The organism is Streptomyces sp. HUAS 31 (assembly GCF_028198125.1).
In the GTDB taxonomy this organism is placed as follows: Bacteria; Actinomycetota; Actinomycetes; order Streptomycetales; family Streptomycetaceae; genus Streptomyces; species Streptomyces chartreusis.
In genome coordinates this window covers 8,136,276-8,159,383 of record NZ_CP116353.1, presented here as the reverse complement: position 1 = coordinate 8,159,383, position 23,108 = coordinate 8,136,276, and the positions used below count along the sequence as shown (strand labels likewise).

Genomic DNA, 23,108 nt, shown 5'->3' with positions numbered 1-23,108 from the left:
GTGGGGGAACGCGGAACGTGCGGGAGTGGAGTAGTGGGAGCATTGCGAAGGTGATGGCAAGAACCACTGATATCGAGCAGGCGGCCGGTGTGCTGCGCGCCGGGGGTCTGGTGGCCTTCCCGACCGAGACGGTCTACGGCCTGGGCGCCAATGCCGAGGATCCCGCCGCCGTCGCGCGCATCTTCCAGGTCAAGGGGCGCCCGCCCTCCCACCCGCTGATCGTCCACATCGGCGGCGCAGAACACCTGGATGACTGGGTCGAGGATGTGCCCGCAGCCGCGCGGTTGCTGGCCGAACGCTTTTGGCCGGGGCCGCTGACGCTGGTCCTGCGGCGCGGCCGACGGGTGCCGCTCGAAGCGACGGGCGGTCTGGAGACCGTGGCCGTGCGCGTGCCCGACCATCCCGTCGCGCTGGCGCTGCTGACGGCCTTCGGCGGTGTCACTGCCCCGTCCGCCAACCGTTTCGGAGCGGTCAGCCCCACCACGGCGGACCACGTCCGTGCGGAACTCGGTGGCGACGTCGACTGCGTGCTGGACGGCGGCCTCTGCACGGTCGGCGTCGAGTCGACCATCGTCGACGCCACGGGCGATCAGCCGAGCGTTCTCCGGCCCGGCGGGGTGACGCGCGAGGACCTCGAAGCAGCTCTGGGGTTCCCGCTCTCAGTTCCTTCGACGAGCCGTGTTCGCGTGCCCGGCCAGCATCCGTCGCACTACGCGCCGCGGGCGCGGGTCGTCCTCGTCGAGCCGGGGAAGGTCGTCGCCGAGGCGGAGCTCGCGCAGGAGACGGGGCACCAGGTGGGCGTCTTCCTTCCCGCCTCCTATGCCGACACCCCGGTAAAGGCGCACGCCGTGGTGACGGTCCCCGCTTCGATGCCCGCCTACGCACGCGGGCTCTACGGGTTCTTGCGCGAGCTCGACCAGCAAGGATGCGACGTCATCGTCGCGTCGCTGCCGGCGGAGGAAGGGCTGGGACTGGCGATCGCCAACCGGCTCCGCCGCGCCGCGGGGCCCCGGCCCACCGACTGACCGGCCCTTCGGAGTCCGTACGGCCTTTGTATTGCGTCAGAGCCGACGACGCTCGGACGCGGAGCCGATGTGGCCCAAGCGCTGTCGGGCTGTCAGTTGTGGAGTGCTTGTTCGAGGGTCTCGCGGGAGTCGATGACGGTGTGAAGGCCGACGAGTTGGATCGTGCGTTGCACGGGTTCCGTGACGGCGGCCAGGCGCAGCCAGCCGCCGGCTTCGGAGAGAGCCTGGTGCGCGGCGATGAGGATGTTGATGCCGGTGGAATCCATGAAACTGACACCGCTCATGTCGACCACGACACGCGGGCCGGGAGGAGTGCTCATATCCAGGGCCTGCCGCAGCGGTTCAGCGGTTTGCTGGTCGATCTCCCCTGTGACGGACACCACGCGTATGCCGCCGTTGACGGCGACAACGACCGACAGCTCTCCCAGTTGCCCAGCCCGGTCGGTACCCGTCCATGCGTCATCAGCCATGCCGTGATCCTGGCACGCTCGGATCCTCGCCCCAAGTGATGCCCCGCATCGTCGGGAAGAACACCTCCGGGCGGTGGAGCCGGCAAGGCGCATTCGGCGTCACCATACGCGGGGACTCAATCGTGCGCGGGTGGGTAGGCGCGGCATGTGAACGGGGAGCTACGGCAGTGACGAGGGAAGCGGCACAGCAGGGCGAGGACGGCACGACCGGGGGCCGGCGCCCGGCCTTGCAGACCACCGTGGCCCTTGAGGGAGACGGCACCACCATTGCTCAAGCCCGCCATCTGGCTGCCGACTTCCTGAAGCGCACCCAGGTCGAGCATGGGGTCACGGTCTCGCAGCGCGGCATCGACCTCACGCAGCTGGTCGTCAGTGAGCTGGTCACCAACGCCCGCAAGTACGCCCCCGGCCCGGTGCTGATGCACCTCCGTACCGACGGTGACGTCGTGGAAGTCGAAGTATGGGACTCCGACCCGGCCCTACCCAAGGCCCGGGCAGCCGATGCCGGCCGGGTCGGCCAGCACGGTCTGGAGATCGTGCTGGCCGTCGCACACGGCTTCGAGGCCCAGCGAAAGCCGGTCGGCAAACGCATCACGGCCCGCATCGCCCTGCTCGACGATGACATCTAGGAGCGGACTCCAGTCGATCGCATTACACGCCTGCGCGGTTCACAGGCCAAGGGGCCGTGAGGGGACGTGCCGGATCGGGGCTGTGCGCAGTTCCGCCGGCACAACCTCGGGGAAGCACGGTGCCTTGGGCGTACCTGCTGGAGGGACGCGGGGATGAGTTCAGCCGCGTGGGCGGCGAACAGGGTGAGGCGGGCGACCAAATCGGGGGCGTCGTCCCGGGGTGGTGCTGCATCGCACGGCCGAAGGGCTCCCGCAAGTCACGTCCTCGCGGAGCCCTTCGTCATGCTGCCTGCCGGTGGAGGTTGAGAAGACGATCACGAGCAGGACGCCCGCGAAGGAGCCGAAAGACTCAGCTGTATCTGCCGTACTCAGCCGGGGAGTTGCCACATAGAAATAGAAGTCGGCCTGAACAGGCCTCTTATGTCGCCCCTTCCGTGAGGCGGAAGAGGTGTTGCGGCGCAGCGGCGCCCTTCCGGACGATGTCGCCATCAGCCAGAGACGGGAGCCGCAGCCATGCCGCACATGACGACTTTCGCCAGGAACCAGTGGTACGTAGCCGCCTACAGTCACGAGGTCGGGCGGGAGTTGCTCGGGCGGATGATCCTCGGTGAGACGCTCGTGCTGTATCGGACCGAGGAGGGGGCGCCGGTCGTGCTGCACGACCGGTGCGTGCATCGGCGTTACCCGCTGTCGGAGGCGCCGACGCGGCTCGACGGGGACCGGATCGTGTGCGGGTATCACGGGTTCACGTACGACACGACGGGCACGTGCGTGTACGTGCCGGGGCAGAAACGCGTTCCGCGGACGGCGCGTGTCGCCTCGTACCCCGTCGTCGAACTGGACTCCCTGATCTGGGTGTGGGTCGGCGACCCGGCGCTCGCCGACCCGCAGGTCATCCCGCGGGCCAGGCACCTCGACTCCCCCGGCTGGGTCACCGTGCGCGGCATGGAGCCCATCGACTGCGACTACGGCCTCCTCGTCGACAACCTCCTCGATCTCTCCCACGAGACCTACCTCCACGGCGGCTACATCGGCACCCCCGAGGTCGCCGAGACGCCGATCACCACGGAGGTCGACGAGGGCGCCGGGATCGTACGGGTGAGCCGGCACATGGACGACGCCGAGTGCCCGCCGTTCTACGCCAGGTCGACCGGCATCGAGGGCCGGATCACCCGCTGGCAGGACATCGAGTACTTCGCCCCCTGCCTGTATCTGCTGCACAGCCGCGTGGCGCCCGTCGGCGTGGTGCCCGAGCCGGACGGCAGCGACCCGGGCGGCTTCCACACCGAGGTCACCTACGCCATCACGCCCTCCGGCGACGGCAAGGTCTACGACTTCTGGGCGGTCTCGCGGGACTGGGCGACGGACGACGACGAGGTCACCGAGTTCCTGCGCGGCAACAACCACACGGTCGTCATGCAGGACGTCGACGCCCTCAACCTGCTCCAGCGGACCCTCGGCACCGAACGCCACGGCTACCAGGAGCTGAGCATCAACATAGACACCGGCGGCCTGGCCGCCCGCCGTATCCTCGCCCGGCTGGTCGAGGAGGGCGACAGGCCCGTGGAGAAGGTCCTGTGAGCAGCACCGGTCCGACCGGCGAGATCTACCGCATCGACTGGCTGCCGGGCACCGACCTCCTGCACGGCACCTGCCACTGCGGGCGCGAGCACACCGCGCAGGACCCGGTGGAGATGTGGGAGTGGATGCTCGCCCACCCCCAGGGGCACGAGCCGCGAGGGAACACCGTTGATGAGTGACGTCGTCCACGAAACCGAACTCGTCGTCGAGCAAAGGGAGTTCGCGGCCGATGGGGTTCTCGTGCTCACCCTGTGCCACCCGCTCGGCGAACCGCTCCCCGCCTGGGAGCCCGGCGCCCATATCGACGTCGCGCTCGGGCCGGAGCTGGAACGGCAGTACTCCCTGTGCGGTGATCCCGTCGACCGGACGGCGTGGCGGATCGCCGTGCTTCGTGAGCCGGACGGGCGCGGTGGATCCGCTTATGTGCACGCACAGTTGGGGCGCGGCGACAAGGTCCGGGTGCGCGGGCCGCGCAATCACTTCCGGCTGGAGCCCGCGCCCCGCTACCGCTTCATCGCCGGCGGCATCGGCATCACCCCGATCCTGCCGATGCTGGCGGCCGCCGAGGCGGCGGGCGCCGAGTGGACGCTGCTGTACGGCGGCCGGACCCGTCGCTCCATGGCGTTCACCCAGGAACTGGAGCGGTACGGCGATCGGGTCACCGTCACCCCGCAGGACGAGTCCGGGCTGCTCGACCTCGCCTCCGCCCTCGGCGATCTCCCCGGCAGCACCCTCGTCTACTGCTGCGGTCCAGGTCCGCTGCTCGACGCCGTCGAGGAGTTGTGTCCGGCCGGGGTGCTGCATGTCGAGCGGTTCCAGCCGAAGGAACAACTCGGCGGTGGAGACACGGAGTTCGAGGTCGAGCTGGCGCAGAGCGGGCGGACGCTCACCGTCGCGCCGGGTGTCTCCGTGCTGGACACCGTACGGGCGGCCGGCGTCGAGGTGCTCTACTCCTGCACCGAGGGCACCTGCGGGACCTGCGAGACCGACGTTCTAGACGGCACCCCGGACCACCGGGACTCCGTGCTCACGCGGGAGGAGCAGGAGAGCGGCGAGACGATGATGATCTGTGTGTCCCGCTGCCGGGGGAAGCGGTTGGTCCTGGACTTGTGATGCGCAGGTCGGCCTCGATCGCGGCGACCGTCGAGCGCAGCGGCGGAAGCAGGTCCCGCCGCACCGAGTCCACGGTGTTGCGGCCCGCGTGCACGGCGATGTTGACCGCCGCGACCACTTCGCCGTCCCGGTCCCGCACCGGGGCGGCGACCGACATCAGCCCCTCCTCCAGCTCCTGGTCGACGACGGCGTAACCCTGCCGGCGGACGCGCCTGAGCTCCGCCCGCAGGGCGTCCGGCGAGGTGGTCGTGCGGGCGGTCAGGGGTTTCAACTCGGCCCGACCGAGGAGGACTTCGACCCGCTCCTTCGGACCGTGGGCGAGGATCACCCGGCCCACCGACGTGACGTACGCCGGGAAGCGCGTCCCCACCGTGATGGAAGCCGTCATGATGCGGCGGGTCGCGACCCGGGCGACGTACACGATGTCGTCGCCGTCGAGGACGCACAGCGACGACGACTCCCGTACCTGTGCGACGAGTTGCTCCAGATGCGGCTCGGCGATCTGGGGCAGGGTGTAGCCGGCGAGGTAGGAGTAACCGAGTTCCAGCACACGAGGCGTGAGGCGGAAGAGGCGGCCGTCCTGGTGGACGTAGCCGAGGTCGGCGAGGGTCAGCAGCAGGCGGCGGGCGGCGGCGCGGGTCAGGTCGCAGGTGTGGGCGACATCGCTGAGCGTGCGCGCGGGATGGTCGGCGTCGAAGCAGCGGATGACGGCGAGTCCGCGCTCGAAGGACTTCACGAAGTGCGGTGCGCGGGCCTCGTCGGACATCGCAACCTCCAGCAGTGTCAACAATGTTGTCGGCGAACCTTGGGGAACCCATTGACCGGATGCGTTTGAGGCTTCTACCTTCCCGCTGAGCAACCCCGCGCACTACTGTGCGCCTTGCGCACAACCTGTCGGAACACCGTTGCACGTTGTCTGTACAGGAGGAGCCATGCGTCGTCTGTCCGCCGGTCTCGCCGCCGGCGCCCTGCTGCTCGTCGGGACGGCCTGTGGCTCGTCCGACGGCGACTCGCCGGACGCGGGAGCGTCCTCCGGCGGGATCACCACCGTCAGACTCGGCCTCATCCCGATCGTCGATGTCGCGCCGCTGTATCTCGGCCAGAAGAAGGGCTTCTTCGAGAAGCAGGGCCTGAAGCTGGAGTTCACGACCGCTCAGGGCGGTGCGGCGATCGTTCCGGGTGTGGCGAGCGGTCAGTTCCAGTTCGGCTTCAGCAATGTGACGTCCCTGATGGTGGCCCAGTCCAATGGTGTCCCCGTGAAGGCCGTCGCCAACGGCATCGCGTCGACCGGCGTGCGGGGCAAGGACTTCAACGGCCTGATGGTCAAGAAGGACAGCCCCGTCAAGTCGGCGAAGGAGCTGGAGGGCAAGAAGGTCGCCATCAACACCCTGAAGAACATCAACGAGACGGCGGTACGCCAGGCGGTCCGTCAGGCGGGCGGCGACCCGGACAAGGTGGAACTGGTCGAGATGGCCTTCGACCAGATGCCGGCCGCCCTCGACCAGGGCCAGATCGACGCCGCGTGCGTGGTGGAACCGGCGACCGCCACCATCCGCAGCCAGGGCGGCCGCGAGATCGCCTCGCCGCTGATCGACGTCGCGCCCGAACTCACCGTCGCGATGTACTTCACGTCGACTCAGTACGCGCAGCAACACCCGGACGTGGTCGAGAAGTTCCAGGACGCGACCGCCGAGTCGCTCGCCTACGCCGAGGCCCACCCGGACGAGGCACGGCAGATCGTCACCACGTACACCAAGATCCCGGCGTCGGTCCTTGAGCAGGTCGTCCTGCCGAAGTGGCCCGCAGAGGCGAACCGTCCCTCCATCGAGGCCCTCATGAAGCTCGGCGAGGAGGACGGACTGTTCAAGAAGACGCCCGACCTGGACGCGCTCCTGCCGTGACTCCCGGAAGGAACGTCGCACTCGGTGCGGCCGGGCTCGCGGCCTTCCTCGCCCTGGGCGAGGCGGTGCCGCGGCTCGGCCTGGTCAAGGAGGCGTACTTCCCGCCGACCAGCAAGATCGCCTCGGCCCTCGGCGACGAACTCTCCGACGACTCCTTCTGGCACGCCCTCGGCGACACCCTCACCGGCTGGGCGCTGGGCCTGGCCATCGCGGTCTGCGCGGGCGTCGCCGCGGGCGTCGTCGTCTCCGTGGTGCCGTATCTGCGCGCGGCGACGGCCTCCACGATCGAGTTCCTGCGCCCGATCCCGTCGGTGGCGCTCATCCCGCTCGCGGTGCTGCTGTACGGCACCGAACTGCGGTCGGTCCTCCTTCTCGTCGTCTACGCCTCCTTCTGGCAGGTGCTGATCCAGACCCTGTACGGCGTCCAGGACGTCGACCCGGTCGCCGAGGAGACGGCGCGCTCGTACGGCCTCGGCACCTGGGCGCGCGTCCGCCATGTGCTGTGGCCGACCGCGCTGCCGTACGTCATGACCGGTGTGCGGCTGGCCGCCGCGGTGGCGCTGATCCTGGCCATCACCGCCGAACTCGTCATCGGTGCACCGGGGTTGGGGCAGCAGATCGCGGTGGCGCAGACCTCACAGGCGGTGCCGGAGATGTACGCGCTCATCGTGGTCGCGGGCCTGCTCGGGCTGATCATCAACGTCGGCGCGCGCACGGTGGAGCGATGGGCGCTCGCCTGGCATCAGTCGGTGCGCGGGGAGGTGGCGGTGTGATCGCGCGCCTGCTGCTCAGAGCGCTGTTCGTCATCGCGTTGCCCGTCGTCCTGGTCGTCGTGTGGTGGGCGGCGTCGGCCGGCAGCACGGACCCGTTCTGGCCGCCGCTGCGGACGATCGTGGACACCTTCCCGGACGTCTGGACGGCCGACCGGCTGCGCACCGATGTGGTACCGAGCCTGCTGCGGTTGCTCGCGGGCTGTGCGCTCGCCGCCCTGGTCGGCGTCGCGCTCGGCACGGTCATCGGCTCCTACCGGGCGGTGCGCGCGGTGTGCGAGCCGGCTCTGGAGTTCCTGCGAGCCGTGCCGCCGCCCGTGCTGGTCCCGGTGATCATGCTGTTCGCCGGTATCGGCGACACCATGAAGATCGTCGTGATCGCGAGCGGCTGCGTGTGGCCCGTCCTGCTCAACACCGTGGAGGGGGTGCGCGCGGTCGACTCGGTGATGCTGGAGACGGCCCGTTCCTACGGCGTCTCGGGCCTCGCCCGGCTGCGGCACCTGGTGCTGCCCTCGGCGAGCCCGCAGATCTTCGCCGGGCTGCGCCAGGCGCTGTCGATCGGCATCATCCTGATGGTCATCAGCGAGATGTTCGCCGCGAACAACGGCATCGGCTTCACCGTCGTCCAGTTCCAGCGCAGCTTCGCCATCCCCGACATGTGGACCGGGATCCTCGTCCTCGGTCTGCTCGGCTTCCTGCTCTCCGTCGTGTTCCAGCTGGTCGAGCGCCGGGTGCTCGGCTGGTACCACGGACTGCGCGCGACCACCCGGCGGTCCTGAGTGAACACCGTGAAGGGGAGGGTCATGCTCGACGTACGCGCCCTGAAGAAGGTCTACGAGGGTTCCGGGCGGCGTGTGGAGGCGGTGCGCGACCTCACCTTCACCGTGGAGGCAGGGGAACTGGTCTGTCTCGTCGGGCCGTCGGGCTGCGGGAAGACGACCCTGCTGAAGTGCATGGGCGGACTGCTGTCGCCGACGGGCGGCGAGGTGCTCCTGGAGGGGCGCCGGGTGAGCGGGCCGCCGCCCGGGATGGCGTTCGTGTTCCAGGAGTACGGGCGCAGCCTCTTCCCCTGGATGCGGGTCGGCGAGAACGTCGAACTTCCCCTGAAACAGAAGAACTTGGGCAAGGCCCGGCGTCGGGAGCTGGTGCGTGACGCGCTGGAGTCGGTGGGGCTGGCGGACGCCGTGGGGGCGTATCCGTGGCAGCTCTCGGGCGGCATGCAGCAGCGCGTCGCCATCGCCCGCGCGCTGGCGTACGAGCCCCGGGTGCTGCTGATGGACGAGCCGTTCGCGGCGGTCGACGCGCAGACGCGAGCCGATCTGGAGGACCTGGTGCGGGGGCTGTGGCGGGAGCGCGGCATCACGATCCTGTTCGTCACCCATGACATCGACGAAGCCGTGTACCTGGGTGAGCGGGTGATCGTGCTGTCCGCCTCCCCCACCGTGGTGCGGGAGCAGCTGAAGGTCGATCTGCCCGCCGAACGCGACCAGTTGCACACCCGCGTTGACCCGCGCTTCGCCGAGCTGCGGACCCATGTGTACGAGCAGATCCAGGCGGCGAAGCGCGGGGTCGTGCAGGACTCGGTCACGAAGTCGGATACGCCTCCACCTCGCTGAACTGGGCGGCCGGCCAGCCCGTGTTGGCGCTCACCGACAGCCGCAGATGGCGCAGGCCGGTGCCGCCGGGCAGGGCGACGGTGACCGTGTTGCCGGTGGCCGGGTCGAAGCGGTAGCCGGTGGCGCCGACGACCGTGGAGAAGTTCGAGCCGTCGGTGCTGCCCAGCACCGTCACGGTCTGGGTGCGGGCGCCCCACGCCGAGGACGGCGGCAGCTTGAGCACCAGACGGCGGACCGCCTGGGCGGAGCCGAGGTCGACCGTCAGCGACTGCGGGAAGGCGTTGTTGCTTGACTCCCAGTAGCTGTTGGCATCTCCGTCTACCGCCTTGCCCGGCGTGTAGACGTCCTGGGAGCCGGTGGCGGTGGCCGGGCGGCCCTTGGCGAGGTTGCGCGCCGGGTCGGGGTCGGGGTTGCTCTGCCCCGGCTGCGGCCAGGTCGAGCAGTCGGACCAGGTGCTGCTCCAGCCGGAGTTGCCGCCGCCGTCGGTGAGGGTGAAGGGGCCGGAGTTGGCCGGGTAGGGGCAGTTGTAGATGCCCGCGGCGCCGACGCCGGTGGCCGTGACGTTGCGGAAGGTGGCGGCGCCCTGGGTCTCGGCCTGGACGACGACCGTGCCGGTGTTGCGGACGGTGACGCCGTCGACGGTGACGTTCCTTGCCGCGAGGCCCCGTCCGCCGCCCGAGACGAACTCGAAGGCGCTGTACGGACTGTCGGTGATCGTCGTGTTGGTGATCTTCACCTGCGCCTCGATGGCGCTGTCGTAGGAGTCGACGCGCAGGGCGCCCATGGGGTGGTTCCAGTTGGGGTTCATCGCGCCTGTGCGGACGAGCGTGTTGCCGTCGACCGTGATCGTGCCGGACAACGGGTGGAAGGGGTCAAGGAACTTCTGGTTGGAGATCGCGATGCCGCTGCCGAGGGCGTTGGTGTCGGAGATCAGGTTGTTCCTGACGGTGATGTCGGTCCCGCCGTAGATCGCGATGCCGTTGGCGAGGTTCGGCTGGGTGATGGTGTTGTTCTCGAAGCTGCTGCTGATGTCCGGCGCGTTCAGCGACCACATGGCGAGCGCGTCGTCGCCCTGGTTGCGCAGGAAGTTGCCCCGGACCTTCACGCCGCGCGCGTTGCCGTTGAGGTTGAGCCCGTCGGCGGTCATGTCGAGGAATCGGTTGTTCTCGACGACGAGGTTGTCGTTGTTGCCCGTCAGCCAGAGACCGACCTTGAGGTGCTGGAGCCACATCCCGGAGACGGAACTGTTCGGTCCCAGGCTGCCGTTGACGAAGTTGTCGGGGTTGGAGTCCACCCGCTCGGTGACCTCGCCGATGACCGCGAAGTCCTTGATGCGGACTCCTCCGGACGAGCTCGACTGGTCGATGAAGCGCGAGGTGCGCACGATCGAGTGCCAGCTGCCCGCGCCCTGGAGGGTGACGTTCTGTACCCCGCTGAGGGAGGACGTCAGCCGGTACTCCCCCGGCGGGATCCACACGACACCGCCCTGCGCCGAGGCGATGGCGTCCCGGAAGGCCTGCGTGGAGTCGCCCTGGCCGCTGGGGTCGGCGCCCTTTGACGTCACCGACACCGACCCGGCGGGCTGGCTCGACGCCCCGGCGACCTGCTCGAAGTCGGCGACATCGACGGTGACCTGGGCGTTCGTCGCCTCCAGGGCCACCTTGTCGCCGGCCTGCACGTTCTGCCCGAGCAGCAGCCTGGCGTTGTCGTAGAAGTGGTGGGTCCTGGCCCCCGCGATCCAGCCGGTGTCGACGTAGGAGTACTTGGAGGTGACGGCGATGGTCTTCGCGAGCCTGGTGCCGTTGACGTACACGTTCAGCGAGCCGCTCTGGCCGTCGGGGACGCTGTAGGCGACGTTCAGGGCGTTGGCGGCGCGCGGCGCGGTGAACTCGACGCGCTGGCCGGAGTTCAGGCGTACGGCCTGGCGCCCGGAGGCCTCCGAGGCGAGGGTGCCCTGCGTGTGGTCCGGGCCGATCTTCGTGCCGGTGGTGGTCGCGGACTCGGCCTCGACCGACGTGAACGGCAGGGTGGCCCCGGCCGCCGCCCGGGCGGTGGGCACCGTCGCGGTGAGCAGGCCGGCGGCGAGGGCTACCGTCATCGCCGTTGGCATGAGCCTGACAGTTCTGCGCGGGTACTGCATGTGCCGATCCCTTCGTGTGGGGGTGCGGGGACAGCGGGTCCGCGGTCAGGCGCGCAGCCAGGCCGCGGTGTCCTTCGGCAGCCGGCCGTGGGGGTCCAAGGGGCCGCTGGCGAGCAGGAGTTCGGTGTGTTCGGGCAGATCGGCGGGCGCGTCGGCGAGGTTCACCACGCAGGTCACGCCCTGCGCGCGGGCGAAGGCGAGCACACCCTGGGGCGCCGGCATCCAGGTGAGGGGGCCCTCGCCGAACTCCGGGCGCAGCGCGATCGCCCGGCGGTAGAGGCGGAGCATCGAGCCGGGGTCGGCGGCCTGCCGGTCGGCGGCGTACGCGGCCCAGCCGGCGGGCTGCGGCAGCCAGGGCTCCTCCCGCGAACCGAAGCCGGCGTGCGCTTCTCCGGCCGCCCAGGGCAGCGGCACCCGGCAGCCGTCCCTGCCCGGGTCGGTGCCGCCGGAGCGGCCGTGCATCGGGTCCTCGATGCGGTCGAGGGGGATGTCGGCCTCGGGCAGCCCGAGTTCCTCGCCCTGATAGACGTAGACCGCTCCGGGCAGGGCGAGCGAGAGCAGCGCGGCCGCCCGTGCGCGCCGGGTGCCGAGGGCCAGGTCGGTCGGGGTGCCGAAGGCCTTCGCCGCGAAGTCGAAGCCGGTGTCGGTGCGGCCGTAGCGGGTGACCGTGCGGGTGACGTCGTGGTTGCAGAGCACCCAGGTGGCGGGGGCGCCGACGGGCGCGTGCTCGGCGAGGGTCGTGTCGATGGACGACCGCAGCCGCTCGGCGTCCCAGGGGCAGGACAGGAACGCGAAGTTGAAGGCGGTGTGCAGCTCGTCGGGGCGCAGATAGCGGGCGAAGCGCTCGGTGTCGGGCAGCCAGACCTCACCGACGAAGACGCCGTCGTAGTCGTCGGCGACGGTCCGCCAGGAGCGGTAGATGTCGTGGAGTTCGTCGCGGTCGACGAAGGGGTGCGGGTGGGGGTCGTCGGCGAGGTCGGTGAGCGCGGGGTCCTTGGCGAGCAGCGCGGCCGAGTCGATGCGGACGCCGGCCACGCCCCGCTCGAACCAGAAGCGCAGGATGTCCTGGTGCTCCTGGCGGACCACGGGGTGGGCCCAGTTGAGGTCGGGCTGCTCGGGCGTGAACAGGTGGAGGTACCACTCGCCGTCCGGCAGACGGGTCCACACGGGTTCGGTGGAGCCGACGAACTGCGACGGCCAGTCGTTGGGCGGGAGGTCGCCGTCCGGGCCGCGTCCGGGCCGGAAGTGGAACAGCTCGCGCTCCGGGCTGCCGGGTCCGGCGGCGAGCGCGGCCCGGAACCACGCATGCCGGTCGGAGACATGGTTGGGCACGATGTCGACGATCGTGCGGATGCCCAGCTCGCCCGCCTCGGCGATGAGTTTCTCCGCCTCGGCGAGGGTGCCGAACGCCGGGTCGATCGCCCGGTAGTCGGCGACGTCGTAGCCGCCGTCCTTCAGCGGTGAGACGTACCAGGGCGTGAACCACAGTGCGTCCACGCCGAGTTCGGCGAGATACGGCAGCCGGGCGCGGACGCCCGCGAGGTCGCCGGTGCCGTCGCCGTCGCCGTCCGCGAAGCTGCGGACGTAGACCTGGTAGATGACGGCGGAGCGCCACCACTGTGCGGCGGCATGACGGGACTGTGCCACGGTGCGGCCCTTTCTGTCGGAAGGAGGAGGGCAGGCGGTGGGAGGAGGGCGTCAGCCCTTGGTGCTGCCCGCGCCGATCCCGGCGATGATGTGCCGCTGGAAGACCAGGAACATGGCGACCATGGGGATGCTGGCGATCACCATCGCGGCGATGAGCACGGTCAGCTGGATGTTCTGCGACAGCTGGACGAGCGCCACGCTGATCGGCTGCTTGTCGGTGTCGGAGAAGACCATCAGCGGCCAGAGGAAGTCCTGCCAGACGGCCACCAGGGCGAAGATCGAGACCACGCCGAGGACCGGCCGGGACATGGGCAGCACGATCGACCACAGAGTGCGCAGTTTCCCGGCGCCGTCGATCTCGGCGGCCTCCAGGACATCGCGCGGGAGCTGGTCGAAGAACCGCTTCAGCAGATAGAGGTTGAAGGCGTTGGCGACGGCCGGCAGCCAGATGGCGAGCGGGTCGTTGAGCAGCCCCAGGTCCGCCACGGTCAGGTACTTCGGTACGACCAGCGCCTGGGCCGGAACCATGAGGGTGGCGAGTATGCCGCCGAGGACCACCTTGCCGAACACGGGCCGCAGCTTGGACAGCGCGTAGGCGGCGGCCGTGCAGAACACGATCTGGAACAGCCAGGCGCCGGCGGCCTGGACGACCGTGTTCCAGAGGTGGCTGGGCAGCTGCATCAGGTCCCAGGCGTCGGTGTACCCGCTGAGGTGCCACTGCTCCGGCACGAGCGTGGGCGGGGTCCGCGCCACCTCGTCCGCCGACTTCATCGCGCCCGTCACCATCCAGTACACGGGGAAGAGGAAGGCGATCGTGAACAGCAGGACGGTGCCGGTGAAGACGGACCAGTAGACGGCTCTGCCGCGCGGGCGGGCGAGGGCCGCCGGGGAGAGAAGCGTCCGGGTGCTCATGCGTCCTCCCCTTCGCCGCGCGTCAGACGCAGGTATACGGCGGAGAAGGCGCCCAGGAGCACGAGCAGCATGACGCTGAGGGCGCAGGCGCCGCCGAAGTCGTTGTAGAGGAAGGCGTACTTGTAGATCAGGTACAGGACGGTGACCGTGGCGTTCTCCGGGCCGCCGCCCGTGATCACGAACGGTTCGGTGAAGACCTGCATCGTGGCGATGATCTGAAGGAGCATCAGCATCAGGATCACGAAGCGGGTCTGCGGGATCGTGACGTGCCGGATGCGCTGGAGGAGGTTCGCGCCGTCGAGCTCGGCCGCCTCGTACAGCTCGCCCGGGATGGACTGGAGCGCCGCGAGGTAGATGAGCACGGTGCCGCCCATGTTGGCCCAGGTCGCCACGATCACCAGGGAGACCAGCGCGGTGTCGGCGCCGTTGGACCAGTTCGAGGTGGGCAGGTGCAGGAACCGCAGCGCCTCGTTGGCGAGGCCGGCGCCGGGGTCGTAGAACCACTTCCACAGCAGGGCGCTGACCACCGGCGGGATCATCACCGGCAGATAGACCACGACCCGGAAGAACGCCTTGGCGTGCCGCAACTCGTTGAGGACCAGGGCGAGTACGAAGGGGATCGCGAAGCCGATCAGCAGGGCGAGCAGCGTGAAGGTGAGGGTGTTGCGCCAGGCCGCCGCGAACTCCGGGTCGGCGAAGACGCGGGTGAAGTTGGCGGTGCCGACCCACTCGGGGTCGCTGCCGGGCGTGTACTTCTGGAAGGCGATCACGACGGCGCGGATCGCCGGGTACCAGGAGAACAGGGCGAAGCAGACGAGGCCGCCGAGGAGGAAGCCGTAGGCGCGGGCCTGGTCGGCGAGGCGGCGCCGCCTCCGGTCCCCTGCCGGGGGCGGCGCCTGCATCGGGTGGACCGCGACCTTCGCGACGGTCTGTCGCTGAGCCGTCTTGGTCATGGACCGTCAGCCCCGGGCCAGGATGCTGTCGATCTTCCCGGAGGCGTCCTTCAGGAGCTGGTCGATGTCGGCGTCCTTCTTGGTGAGGACGGCGGAGACGACCCCGTCGAGGACCGAGTAGATCTGCTGGGCGCTGGGCGGCTCGATCTTCATGTCGAGGCTCTGGTTGCCGTCGAGGAAGGCCTGGTAGTTGTCCACCGGGACGTTGGCGTTGGCCTCCTTGACCTGCTGGTCCTTGGCGTCGGCGGCGCCGGTGAACAGCCGGGGCTCGGGCAGTCCGACGGGGGCGTCGTTCTTCTTGGCACGGGCGTAGTCGCCGAGGAAGCCTTCTCCGGGCGTGAGGAACATGTGGTCCAGCCACTTCAGGCCGGCGCGGATCTGCTCGGGGCTCGCCTTCTTGTTGAACATGTAGCCGTCGCCGCCGATGAGCGTGCCCTCGCCGCCGGGCATGGGGGCGAGCGCGAGGTCCTTGTAGTCGCCGCCCTTCTCCTTGACCAGGATCGGGATGTTGTCGGGGGCGGAGAGGTACATGCCGAGCTTGCCGGAGCCCATCATCTGCTGGACGTCATTGATGACCAGGAGCTGCTTGCTGCCCATGGAGTTGTCGGTCCAGCGCATGTCGTGCAGGTTCTGGAGCACGGCACGGCCCTCGGGTGTGTCGACGGTGGCCTTCTTGCCGTCGGCGCTGACGACGTCGCCGCCCTGCGAGTACAGCTCGGCGGTGAAGTGCCAGCCGCCCTGGTTCTGGGCGCTGTAGTCGGCGTAGCCGACGGTGCCGCCTCCGAGACCGGCGATCCTCTTGGCCGCTGCGCGCAGTTCGTCCCAGGTGGCCGGGGGCTTCTCGGGGTCGAGGCCGGCCTTCTCGAAGAGCTTCTTGTTGTAGATCAGGCCCATCGAGTAGCCGGTGCGCGGTATGCCGTAGACCTTGCCGTCGACGGTGTAGATGTCGCGCAGCTGCTGCTGGATGGTCCCGTAGCTCTTCAACTCCTTGACGTACGGCGTGAGATCGGCCGCCTGGTTGATGTCGACGACGTGCCGGGCGTCGGTGAAGTACGTGTAGAAGACGTCCTCCATCTGCCCGCCGGCGAGCTTGGCGTCGAACGTCTTCGGATCCTGGCAGGGGAACGCGTCATGAGCGACGACGTCGATGTCCGGGTTGGCCTTCTCGAAGGACGCGATGTCCTGCTCGAAGAACTGGCGGTCGACCTTGGCGCTCTTGGGCGGCATGCAGTTGACCGTGATGCGGGTCTTTCCGCTCGCCGAGTCGTCGTCGCCCGACCCGCAGGCGGACACGGCCAGGGCGAGGGAGCAGACGCTCAGCGTGGCGAAGGTACGGCGGAACCCGGTGCTTCTCATCGGTGGACCCCTCTGGGCAGGAGCGGTGGGCGCCGCACACTCAAGCACCGGCGACATCTGAACGCAAGATGTCGCGCGAGATTTGAAATTTTTTAACAGCGGAATGAATGCTTCAGGGACGTCGGGGCGCGGACTGGGGGCGGGCGTCAGGCGCGAGGCGCCTGCGCCGTCGAACCGCGCACCACCAACTCCGGTTCGAAGAGCAGCTCCTCCGCGGGTACGGCGGTGCCGCCGATCTGCGCGTTCAGCAGCTCAACGGCCGCCCTGCCCATGGCCTCGATGGGCTGACGGACGGTGGTGAGCGGGGGCTCGGTGCAGTTCATGAAGGCCGAGTCGTCGTAGCCGACCACGGAGATCTCCGACGGCACGTCGAGTCCCTTGCGACGGGCGGCCCTGATCGCGCCGAGCGCCAGTGGGTCGCTCGCGCAGATGATGCCGGTGACCCCGCGGTCGATCAGCCGGGTGGCGGCGGCGTGACCGCCCTCGATCGAGAAGATCGCCCGCGCCACACGCTCCTCGGGCAGGTCCCCGGCGACGCCGCGCGCGGCGGCCAGCTTGCGCGCCGACGGCATGTGGTCGCCCGGTCCGAGCACCAGCCCGATGCGCTCGTGCCCGAGCGAGGCCAGGTGCCGCCAGGCCTGCTCGACGGCGACGGCGTCGTCGCAGGACACCGCAGGGAAGCCGAGGTGCTCGATGGCCGCGTTGACCAGCACGACCGGGATGTTGCGGTCGGCGAGCTCCTTGTAGTGGTCGTGCGGGGCGTCGGCCTGGGCGTAGAGCCCGCCGGCGAACACCACCCCGGAGACCTGCTGTTGCAGCAGCAACGTGACGTAGTCGGCCTCGGACACCCCGCCCTTGGTCTGGGTGCACAGCACCGGGGTCAGGCCGAGCTGGGCGAGCGCGCCACCGATCACCTCCGCGAACGCCGGGAAGATCGGGTTCTGGAGCTCGGGCAGCACCAAGCCGACGAGCCTGGCCCGTTCGCCGCGCAGCTGCGTGGGCCGCTCGTAGCCGAGGACGTCCAGCGCGGAGAGCACCGCCTGCCGGGTGGCCTCGGAGACACCGGGCTTGTCGTTGAGCACCCGGCTGACCGTGGCCTCGCTGACCCCGACCTTCTTCGCCACTTCAGCAAGTCGTCGCGTCATGGACGCAAGAATAGCGCAAGAAGCGCAAGCCGTTTGCGTTACGGCGGCATCTACTTCCTCGCGGCCCAGAGTCCTCGCACATGCCCCAGATGGCGGGTCATGACCTCGTGCACGGCGTCCTCGTCGCGGGCGAGCAGCGCGTCGAGGAGTTCGAGGTGCTCCTCGGCGGAGGCGAGCAGCCGGCCGGCCTCGACGAGCGCGGTGAGGCCGTAGAGGCGGGAGCGCTTGCGGAGGTCGCCGACGACCTCGACGAGGTGGACGTTGCCGGCGAGGGCGAGCAGACCGAGGTGGAAGCGGGTGTCGGCCTCGACGTACGCGATGAGGTCACCGGAGACGGCGGCCTGGACGATCTCCCGCGCGGCGGGGCGCAGCGCCTCCAGGGAGACCTTGTCGGCGGTGCGGGCCAGTGCCACCACCGTCGGGATCTCGATGAGGGCCCGGATGTGGGTGTACTCGTCGAGCTGCTTCTCGGAGACGGCGGTGACCCGGAAGCCCTTGTTGGGAACCGTGTCGACCAGGCCCTCCTTGACCAGGTCCAGCATGGCCTCGCGCACCGGCGTCGCGGAGACGCCGAAGCGGGCGGCGAGCGTGGGCGCCGAGTACACCTCGCCGGGGAGCAGTTCCCCGGCGATCAGCGCGGCCCGCAGCGCGTCGGCGACCCGCTCCCGGTAGCTGCTCCTCCTGCCGCCCAGGCTGGGCAGCGCCGGGGCGGCTGCGGCGGACGGGGCGCCGGTGCGCTGGGCGGCCATGCGGTGTCTCCTAGCTGGTGCGATGTGACGCGCTGGTGCGTCGTGACGCGCTGGTGCATCGTGATCGTGACGCGCTGGTGCAATGTCACGCGCTACCGTCACGCGGTACCGGCCATTATCCCCGGCGTCCGCGCTCCCCCGGGCCTGTTCCTAAAGCACGAACCCGGCCGGGAACGGGTCCGAGGGATCCAGCAGGTACTGCGCGGTGCCGGTGATCCACGCGCGGCCGGTGAAGCTGGGCAGGACGGCCGGGCGGCCGGCCACCTCGGTGGTGCCGAGGAGACGGCCGGTGAAGCTGGTGCCGATGAAGGACTCGTTCACGAACTCGGTGTGCAGGGGCAGTTCACCCCGCGCGTGCAGCTGTGCCATGCGGGCGCTCGTGCCCGTGCCGCAGGGCGAGCGGTCGAACCAGCCGGGGTGGATGGCCATCGCGTGCCGGGAGTGCCGGGCGGTGGCGCCGGGGGCGATCAGGTGGACGTGATGACAGCCCCGGATCGACGGGTCCTCCGGGTGGACGGGCTCCTCCTCGGCGTTGATCGCCGCCATGAGGGAGAGACCGGCCCGGAGGATGTCGTCCTTGCGGGAGCGGTCGAAGGGCAGCCCGAACTGCTCCAGCGGCAGGATGGCGTAGAAGTTGCCGCCGTACGCCATGTCGTATGTCACCGTGCGCCCGTCGGCGAGGGCGATCTTGCGGTCGAGGGCGACGGAGAAGGACGGCACGTTCCTCAGGGTGACCGCCTTGGCGGCGCCGTCCTGAACGGCCACCTCGGCGACCACGAGACCCGCCGGGGTGTCGAGCCGGATGGTGGTGACCGGCTCGACGACCTCGACCATGCCGGTCTCGACGAGCACGGTCGCGACCCCGATCGTGCCGTGCCCGCACATCGGGAGATAGCCGGAGACCTCGATGTAGAGCACGCCCCAGTCGCAGTCGGGGCGGGTGGGCGGCTGGAGGATGGCGCCGCTCATCGCCGAGTGGCCGCGCGGCTCGTTCATCAGGAGCTGCTTGATGTCGTCGCGGTGCTCGCGGAAGTACAGCCGCCGCTCGTTCATCGTCGCGCCGGGTACGGTCCCGATCCCGCCGGTGATCACGCGGGTGGGCATGCCCTCGGTGTGCGAGTCGACGGCGTGCAGGACGAGTCTGCTGCGCATGGGTCCAGCCTCCCTTGTGATTACGCGAGCCCGGCGGCTACGGCCTTCTCGGTGGCGGCGCGGATGGCGGCCTCCTGCTCCGGCAGCAGGGGCACCCGCGGTGCACGGCAGCGTCCCCCGTGCCGGCCCACGATGTCCATGGAGAGCTTGATCGCCTGCACGAACTCGACCTTGGAGTCCCAGCGCAGCAGCGGGTGCAGCTGCTCGTACAGCTTCTTCGCGGTGCCGAGGTCGCCGCCGACGGCCGCGCGGTACAGCTCCACGCAGGACCGTGGCAGCGCGTTCGGATAGCCGGCCACCCAGCCCTTGGCGCCGGCGAGCGCGAGCTCCAGCAGGACGTCGTCGGCGCCGATCAACAGGTCGAGTTCCGGGGCGAGTTCGGCGAGCTGGTAGGCGCGCCGGACATCGCCGGAGAACTCCTTGACCGCCTGGATGTACCCCTCGCCGTGCAGCTTGGCGAGCAGTTCGGGGACGAGGTCGACCTTGGTGTCGATGGGGTTGTTGTACGCCACGACCGGGACGCCCGCCCCGGCGACCTCCTCGTAGTGGGCGAGGACGGAGCGCTCGTCGGCACGGTAGGCGTTCGGCGGCAGCAGCATCACGGAGGCACAGCCCGCGTCCCGGGCCTGCTCCGCCCAGCGCCGGGACTCGGCCGAACCGTAGGCGGCCACCCCGGGCATCACGCGGGTGCCGCCGATCGCGGCGACGGCGGTCTCCACGACCTTCGCCCGCTCCTCGGGGGTGAGCACCTGGTACTCGCCGAGGCTGCCGTTCGGTACGACACCGTCGCAGCCGTTCTCGACGAGCCAGGAGCAGTGCTCCGCGTATTTGCCGTGGTCCACACGGAGGTTGTCGTCTAGCGGCAGGGCGGTGGCGACCAGGACGCCCCGCCAGGGACGGTGTTCGGTGACGGTCATCTCGGGTTTCCTCTCAGTGGAGTGCGACATTGCATTGATCTCGCGGGCGACGACCGGCGACCGTCGGCTTCGGCACCAGCCGGCTCCGGGGCCCCCGGGCGCCGGCGCTCAGCCGTCCTCGTTCTCCCCCGCCCGCGCGAGCACGCCGAGCGGTACGGGCCGGGCGAAGGGCCTGCGGGAAACGGCGAGTTCGCACCCCGCGAGCCCCGCGACCGCCGGCCCGCACACCCGCCCCTGGCACCACCCCATCCCGGCCCGGGTCAGCAGCTTCACGGTCCTCGCGTCCCCGGCGCCCAGTTCCACCACCGCCGCCCGGATCGCACCGCCGGTGACCTCCTCGCAGCGGCAGACGACGGTGTCGTCGGTGATCCGGTCGGTCCAGCGCGCGGGCGGGGCGTACACGGAGTCGAGCGCGGTGAAGAAGGCGCGCAGTCGGCTGCGGGCCTTGGCGGCGGCGGACCACCCGTCCGGGTCGGGCCGCGCGCCGCGCAGCCGGGCGGCGGCCGATCGCCCGGCGATGTGCCCCTCCGCGAGCGAGAGCGCCGCCCCTCCGATGCCGGTCGTCTCCCCCGCGGCCCAGACGCCGGGCACATCGGTGCGCTGCTCGTCGTCCACGCGTACGGCGAGTCCGTCGAGGCCGCAGCCGAGGGTCTCGGCGAGATCGGTGTGCGGAAGCATGCCGTGGCCGACGGCGAGGGTGTCGCAGCGGATGCGGCGTCCCGTGCCGGGCCTGACCCGCCCGTCGACGTCGAGCGCGGCGACGGTGACGGCCTCCAGTCGCTCGGTGCCGTGCGCCTCGACGACGGTGTGCCGGGCGAGCGCCCGCACCCGGTGACGCAGCAACTCGGCCGCGTACCGGGCGCCTTCGGCGATCTTTGCGGGCTGTGCCACCAGCGCTCGGGTGCGCCGCAGGAACGCCTTCGGGTCGGCGGACTCGACGAGCGCTGCGACCTCGACGCCGGCCGCGGCGAGCCCGGTCGCCACGGGGAGCAGCAGCGGGCCGGTCCCGGCGACGACGGCGGTGCGCCCGGACACCGCGAGGCTGCCCTTGAGCATGGCCTGGGCGCCGCCCGCCGTGACCACTCCGGGGAGGGTCCAGCCGGGGAAGGGCAGCACCTTCTCGTAGCCGCCGGTGGCGAGGAGCACGGCGTCGGCCCGCACCTCGGCCGGGTCCCGCTGTTCGGGGCCGAGCAGGGCGTGCACGGTGAATCCGTCGGCGGGCAGGCGTTCGACGAACCAGACGTGGTGTTCCGTCAGATGCCGTACGCGGCCCGCCTCCACGTGCGCGGCCAGCCCGTCCCGCAGCCGCTCCCACGCCCGCCACTGATGGTGCAGGGCCTGCGGCCTGCGGGCCCCCAGCGCGGGGGCCGGCTGCCGGTAGAACTGGCCGCCCGCCTCCGCGGCCGAGTCGATCAGCGTGACCCGGACGCCTCGGGCCGCGGCGGCGACGGCCGCGGCGAGCCCGGCGGGTCCCGCGCCGATCACGGCGAGGTGCGGGGCTCCATGGTCGGCGAGGTCGCGGTCAGTCATCGTGCCCCGTCCCTTCCTGGGTCCGGATCACATCGCCGGGGTGCAATGGCACCAGACAGGCCCGTTGGTTCGGGCGGTCGTTGACGGTGATCAGGCAGTCGAAGCAGACGCCGATGCCGCAGAACACGCCGCGCGCGCGTCCCTCGCCCCGGGTGGTCCGCCAGGAGGTGACCCCGGCCGCCCACAGCGCGGCGGCGACCGTCTGGCCGGGCAGGGCCTCGATCTCACGGCCGTCGAGGGTGACCGTGAAGGCCGGGCCCGGGTGTGCGTCGGCGAGCTCCAGAGGTGTCCTCATACGGCCTCCTCGCCGAAGCGGTCGGGGCGCAGCGGCGTCAGGTCCAGGTCGGGGGTCTTCTCGGTCAGGGCCTGCGCGATCAAGTGGCCGGTGCCGGTGGCCAGTCCGATGCCGGCGCCCTCGTGCCCGCAGGCGTGATGCAGCCCCGGCACGCGGGGGTCGGGTCCGACGGCGGGCAGATGGTCCGGCATGTACGGGCGGAAGCCCAGGTAGGCACGCATCGCGCGGACGTCCGTCAGGAACGGGAACAGCCGCGTCGCGTCCGCCGCGAGCGCCCTTACGACCGGCAGCGAGAAGGTCCGGTCGAAGCCGACGCGTTCCCGGCTCGCGCCGATGAGGATCGGGCCCGCCGCCGTGCCCTCGACGACCGGGGACGTCTGGAGCGCTGCCGAGTCGCTGGCGACGTCGGCCACGTAGTCGGCGGCGTAGACCTTGTGGCGGACCTTGCGCGGGAGGGGTTCGGTGACCAGGACGAAGCCGCGGCGCGGGAGGACGGGGAGCGGGACGCCCGCGAGCGCGGCGAGCTCACCGCCCCAGGTTCCGGCGGCGTTGACGACCGCCGGGGCGTGGATGTCGCCCGAGTTCGTGCGGACCCCGCGCACGGCGCCGGCCGGCGTGCGCAGTATGTCGGTCACCGTACGGCCGGTGAACAGACGGGCGCCCGAGCCGCGGGCGAGGTGGGCGGCGGCCAGGGCGGGCATGACCTGGCAGTCCTGGGGGTAGTGGACGCCGCCCGGCAGTCCTGGGGCGAGGTGGGGTTCGAGGGCGTACAGGGCGTCGCCCGGGACCGGTTCGGCGACGACCCCGGCGGCGCGCTGTCCGTCGGCGAACCGCTCCAGCGCCGCGAGCCCGTCCGGCGACGAGGCCACGACGACACCGCCCTTGGCCTCGTACTCGACGGCCGACCCGAACTCCGCCGCCAGTTCTCGCCACAGCCGGCCGGACAGCAGCGCGAGGTCCAGTTCGGGGCCCGGTTCCTTGTCGGAGACGAGGAGGTTGCCCTCGCCGGCGCCGGTGGTGCCGCCCGCCACCGGGCCGCGGTCGACGAGGATCACGTCCAGGCCGGCCCGGGCCGCGTACAGCGCGCAGGCCGCGCCCACCATGCCGGCTCCGACGACCACGACGTCGCAGGTCAGTCGCTCGCTCACGTCAGTACTATGTCACACACCACTCTGCGACGGAATGGTGCGACGCCCGTCGCTGTATG

23 protein-coding genes are annotated in these 23,108 nt (G+C 70.6%); 9 read left to right on the top strand and 14 right to left on the bottom strand.

Annotation, left to right across the window (positions count from 1 at the left end; translation table 11 throughout):
- The first annotated feature begins 53 nt into the window (after positions 1 to 53).
- On the top strand, positions 54 to 1,025 hold the full coding sequence (locus tag PGH47_RS36070) for an L-threonylcarbamoyladenylate synthase (protein ID WP_271668233.1): 972 nt from the start codon (positions 54 to 56) through the stop codon (positions 1,023 to 1,025).
- Positions 1,026 to 1,117: 92 nt separating this feature from the next.
- Here the strand turns inward: PGH47_RS36070 and PGH47_RS36065 are convergent, their stop codons facing one another.
- Complete coding sequence (locus PGH47_RS36065; protein ID WP_271666911.1) at positions 1,118 to 1,495, bottom strand: STAS domain-containing protein; 378 nt, start codon at positions 1,493 to 1,495, stop codon at positions 1,118 to 1,120.
- A 167-nt stretch (positions 1,496 to 1,662) separates the two neighbouring features.
- Here PGH47_RS36065 and PGH47_RS36060 point away from each other — a divergent pair, with 167 nt between their 5' ends.
- The 4 genes from PGH47_RS36060 to PGH47_RS36045 all read left to right on the top strand — a co-directional run bounded on the left by PGH47_RS36060 (position 1,663) and on the right by PGH47_RS36045 (position 4,818).
- Entirely contained in the window at positions 1,663 to 2,124 is a 462-nt protein-coding gene (locus tag PGH47_RS36060) for an ATP-binding protein (RefSeq protein WP_271666910.1), read from the top strand.
- 513 nt (positions 2,125 to 2,637) lie between these two features.
- Positions 2,638 to 3,705: an aromatic ring-hydroxylating dioxygenase subunit alpha gene (locus tag PGH47_RS36055; RefSeq protein ID WP_271666909.1), complete on the top strand. Its 1,068-nt coding sequence runs from the start codon at positions 2,638 to 2,640 to the stop codon at positions 3,703 to 3,705.
- Positions 3,702 to 3,884, top strand: coding sequence for a hypothetical protein (locus PGH47_RS36050; protein WP_030946501.1), 183 nt, complete (start codon positions 3,702 to 3,704; stop codon positions 3,882 to 3,884). Before PGH47_RS36055 ends, PGH47_RS36050 begins: the two co-directional genes overlap by 4 nt.
- Positions 3,877 to 4,818: a PDR/VanB family oxidoreductase gene (locus PGH47_RS36045; RefSeq protein WP_271666908.1), complete on the top strand. Its 942-nt coding sequence runs from the start codon at positions 3,877 to 3,879 to the stop codon at positions 4,816 to 4,818. The genes PGH47_RS36050 and PGH47_RS36045 overlap by 8 nt, the downstream gene beginning before the upstream one ends.
- Here the strand turns inward: PGH47_RS36045 and PGH47_RS36040 are convergent.
- Positions 4,733 to 5,584, bottom strand: a complete 852-nt coding sequence (locus PGH47_RS36040) for an IclR family transcriptional regulator domain-containing protein (RefSeq protein ID WP_271666907.1) — start codon at positions 5,582 to 5,584, stop codon at positions 4,733 to 4,735. The two genes, PGH47_RS36045 and PGH47_RS36040, sit on opposite strands and share 86 nt — an antisense overlap.
- 166 nt (positions 5,585 to 5,750) lie before the next feature.
- On the opposite strand from PGH47_RS36040, the gene PGH47_RS36035 reads away from it, so the two are divergent.
- The 4 genes from PGH47_RS36035 to PGH47_RS36020 are packed head-to-tail and all read left to right on the top strand — an operon-like array spanning position 5,751 to position 9,105.
- Positions 5,751 to 6,719, top strand: coding sequence for an ABC transporter substrate-binding protein (locus PGH47_RS36035; protein ID WP_271666906.1), 969 nt, complete (start codon positions 5,751 to 5,753; stop codon positions 6,717 to 6,719).
- Positions 6,716 to 7,492, top strand: a complete 777-nt coding sequence (locus PGH47_RS36030; protein WP_271666905.1) for an ABC transporter permease — start codon at positions 6,716 to 6,718, stop codon at positions 7,490 to 7,492. The genes PGH47_RS36035 and PGH47_RS36030 overlap by 4 nt, the downstream gene beginning before the upstream one ends.
- Positions 7,492 to 8,268, top strand: coding sequence for an ABC transporter permease (locus PGH47_RS36025; RefSeq protein ID WP_271668232.1), 777 nt, complete (start codon positions 7,492 to 7,494; stop codon positions 8,266 to 8,268). Before PGH47_RS36030 ends, PGH47_RS36025 begins: the two co-directional genes overlap by 1 nt.
- 24 nt (positions 8,269 to 8,292) lie before the next feature.
- Positions 8,293 to 9,105, top strand: a complete 813-nt coding sequence (locus tag PGH47_RS36020; RefSeq protein WP_271666904.1) for an ABC transporter ATP-binding protein — start codon at positions 8,293 to 8,295, stop codon at positions 9,103 to 9,105.
- Here PGH47_RS36020 and PGH47_RS36015 read toward each other — a convergent pair.
- The 12 genes from PGH47_RS36015 to PGH47_RS35960 all read right to left on the bottom strand — a co-directional run bounded on the left by PGH47_RS36015 (position 9,074) and on the right by PGH47_RS35960 (position 23,049).
- Complete coding sequence (locus tag PGH47_RS36015; RefSeq protein WP_271666903.1) at positions 9,074 to 11,203, bottom strand: discoidin domain-containing protein; 2,130 nt, start codon at positions 11,201 to 11,203, stop codon at positions 9,074 to 9,076. The two genes, PGH47_RS36020 and PGH47_RS36015, sit on opposite strands and share 32 nt — an antisense overlap.
- An 87-nt stretch (positions 11,204 to 11,290) precedes the next feature.
- Positions 11,291 to 12,892, bottom strand: coding sequence for a glycoside hydrolase family 13 protein (locus tag PGH47_RS36010; RefSeq protein ID WP_271666902.1), 1,602 nt, complete (start codon positions 12,890 to 12,892; stop codon positions 11,291 to 11,293).
- 51 nt (positions 12,893 to 12,943) lie between these two features.
- Positions 12,944 to 13,804: a carbohydrate ABC transporter permease gene (locus tag PGH47_RS36005; protein ID WP_271666901.1), complete on the bottom strand. Its 861-nt coding sequence runs from the start codon at positions 13,802 to 13,804 to the stop codon at positions 12,944 to 12,946.
- A complete protein-coding gene (locus PGH47_RS36000; RefSeq protein WP_271666900.1) occupies positions 13,801 to 14,757 on the bottom strand; it encodes a carbohydrate ABC transporter permease in 957 nt (318 codons plus the stop codon). The genes PGH47_RS36005 and PGH47_RS36000 overlap by 4 nt, the downstream gene beginning before the upstream one ends.
- A gap of 6 nt (positions 14,758 to 14,763) precedes the next feature.
- A complete protein-coding gene (locus PGH47_RS35995) occupies positions 14,764 to 16,113 on the bottom strand; it encodes an ABC transporter substrate-binding protein (RefSeq protein WP_271666899.1) in 1,350 nt (449 codons plus the stop codon).
- A gap of 146 nt (positions 16,114 to 16,259) precedes the next feature.
- On the bottom strand, positions 16,260 to 17,258 hold the full coding sequence (locus PGH47_RS35990; RefSeq protein WP_189748483.1) for a LacI family DNA-binding transcriptional regulator: 999 nt from the start codon (positions 17,256 to 17,258) through the stop codon (positions 16,260 to 16,262).
- 50 nt (positions 17,259 to 17,308) lie between these two features.
- The gene (locus PGH47_RS35985) at positions 17,309 to 18,007 is read right to left on the bottom strand and encodes a GntR family transcriptional regulator (protein WP_271666898.1); all 699 of its coding nucleotides are present in this window, start codon (positions 18,005 to 18,007) and stop codon (positions 17,309 to 17,311) included.
- A 150-nt stretch (positions 18,008 to 18,157) separates the two neighbouring features.
- The gene (locus PGH47_RS35980) at positions 18,158 to 19,159 is read right to left on the bottom strand and encodes a proline racemase family protein (protein ID WP_271666897.1); all 1,002 of its coding nucleotides are present in this window, start codon (positions 19,157 to 19,159) and stop codon (positions 18,158 to 18,160) included.
- A gap of 20 nt (positions 19,160 to 19,179) precedes the next feature.
- Positions 19,180 to 20,076 carry a dihydrodipicolinate synthase family protein gene (locus tag PGH47_RS35975; RefSeq protein ID WP_271666896.1) on the bottom strand — a complete coding sequence of 299 codons (897 nt, stop codon included), beginning with the start codon at positions 20,074 to 20,076 and terminating at the stop codon, positions 19,180 to 19,182.
- Between the two features lie 108 nt (positions 20,077 to 20,184).
- Positions 20,185 to 21,606 (bottom strand): FAD/NAD(P)-dependent oxidoreductase, encoded by a 1,422-nt coding sequence (locus PGH47_RS35970; RefSeq protein ID WP_271666895.1) that lies wholly within the window; start codon positions 21,604 to 21,606, stop codon positions 20,185 to 20,187.
- The gene (locus PGH47_RS35965) at positions 21,599 to 21,901 is read right to left on the bottom strand and encodes a (2Fe-2S)-binding protein (protein ID WP_271666894.1); all 303 of its coding nucleotides are present in this window, start codon (positions 21,899 to 21,901) and stop codon (positions 21,599 to 21,601) included. Before PGH47_RS35965 ends, PGH47_RS35970 begins: the two co-directional genes overlap by 8 nt.
- The gene (locus PGH47_RS35960) at positions 21,898 to 23,049 is read right to left on the bottom strand and encodes an NAD(P)/FAD-dependent oxidoreductase (protein WP_271666893.1); all 1,152 of its coding nucleotides are present in this window, start codon (positions 23,047 to 23,049) and stop codon (positions 21,898 to 21,900) included. The genes PGH47_RS35965 and PGH47_RS35960 overlap by 4 nt, the downstream gene beginning before the upstream one ends.
- Between the last annotated feature and the right edge of the window lie 59 nt (positions 23,050 to 23,108).

Excerpts from the sequence above, each read along its gene's own strand:
- PGH47_RS35985 (WP_271666898.1), bottom strand. The coding sequence starts at position 18,007 with ATGGCCGCCCAGCGCACCGGCGCCCCGTCCGCCGCAGCCGCCCCGGCG.
- PGH47_RS35965 (WP_271666894.1), bottom strand. The coding sequence starts at position 21,901 with ATGAGGACACCTCTGGAGCTCGCCGACGCACACCCGGGCCCGGCCTTC.
- PGH47_RS35995 (WP_271666899.1), bottom strand. The coding sequence starts at position 16,113 with ATGAGAAGCACCGGGTTCCGCCGTACCTTCGCCACGCTGAGCGTCTGC.
- PGH47_RS36045 (WP_271666908.1), top strand. The coding sequence starts at position 3,877 with ATGAGTGACGTCGTCCACGAAACCGAACTCGTCGTCGAGCAAAGGGAG.
- PGH47_RS36000 (WP_271666900.1), bottom strand. The coding sequence starts at position 14,757 with ATGACCAAGACGGCTCAGCGACAGACCGTCGCGAAGGTCGCGGTCCAC.
- PGH47_RS35980 (WP_271666897.1), bottom strand. The coding sequence starts at position 19,159 with ATGCGCAGCAGACTCGTCCTGCACGCCGTCGACTCGCACACCGAGGGC.
- PGH47_RS36020 (WP_271666904.1), top strand. The coding sequence starts at position 8,293 with ATGCTCGACGTACGCGCCCTGAAGAAGGTCTACGAGGGTTCCGGGCGG.
- PGH47_RS36015 (WP_271666903.1), bottom strand. The coding sequence starts at position 11,203 with ATGACGGTAGCCCTCGCCGCCGGCCTGCTCACCGCGACGGTGCCCACC.
- PGH47_RS36005 (WP_271666901.1), bottom strand. The coding sequence starts at position 13,804 with ATGAGCACCCGGACGCTTCTCTCCCCGGCGGCCCTCGCCCGCCCGCGC.
- PGH47_RS35990 (WP_189748483.1), bottom strand. The coding sequence starts at position 17,258 with ATGACGCGACGACTTGCTGAAGTGGCGAAGAAGGTCGGGGTCAGCGAG.
- PGH47_RS36055 (WP_271666909.1), top strand. The coding sequence starts at position 2,638 with ATGCCGCACATGACGACTTTCGCCAGGAACCAGTGGTACGTAGCCGCC.
- PGH47_RS36040 (WP_271666907.1), bottom strand. The coding sequence starts at position 5,584 with ATGTCCGACGAGGCCCGCGCACCGCACTTCGTGAAGTCCTTCGAGCGC.
- PGH47_RS36065 (WP_271666911.1), bottom strand. The coding sequence starts at position 1,495 with ATGGCTGATGACGCATGGACGGGTACCGACCGGGCTGGGCAACTGGGA.
- PGH47_RS36070 (WP_271668233.1), top strand. The coding sequence starts at position 54 with ATGGCAAGAACCACTGATATCGAGCAGGCGGCCGGTGTGCTGCGCGCC.
- PGH47_RS35970 (WP_271666895.1), bottom strand. The coding sequence starts at position 21,606 with ATGACTGACCGCGACCTCGCCGACCATGGAGCCCCGCACCTCGCCGTG.
- PGH47_RS36035 (WP_271666906.1), top strand. The coding sequence starts at position 5,751 with ATGCGTCGTCTGTCCGCCGGTCTCGCCGCCGGCGCCCTGCTGCTCGTC.
- PGH47_RS35975 (WP_271666896.1), bottom strand. The coding sequence starts at position 20,076 with ATGACCGTCACCGAACACCGTCCCTGGCGGGGCGTCCTGGTCGCCACC.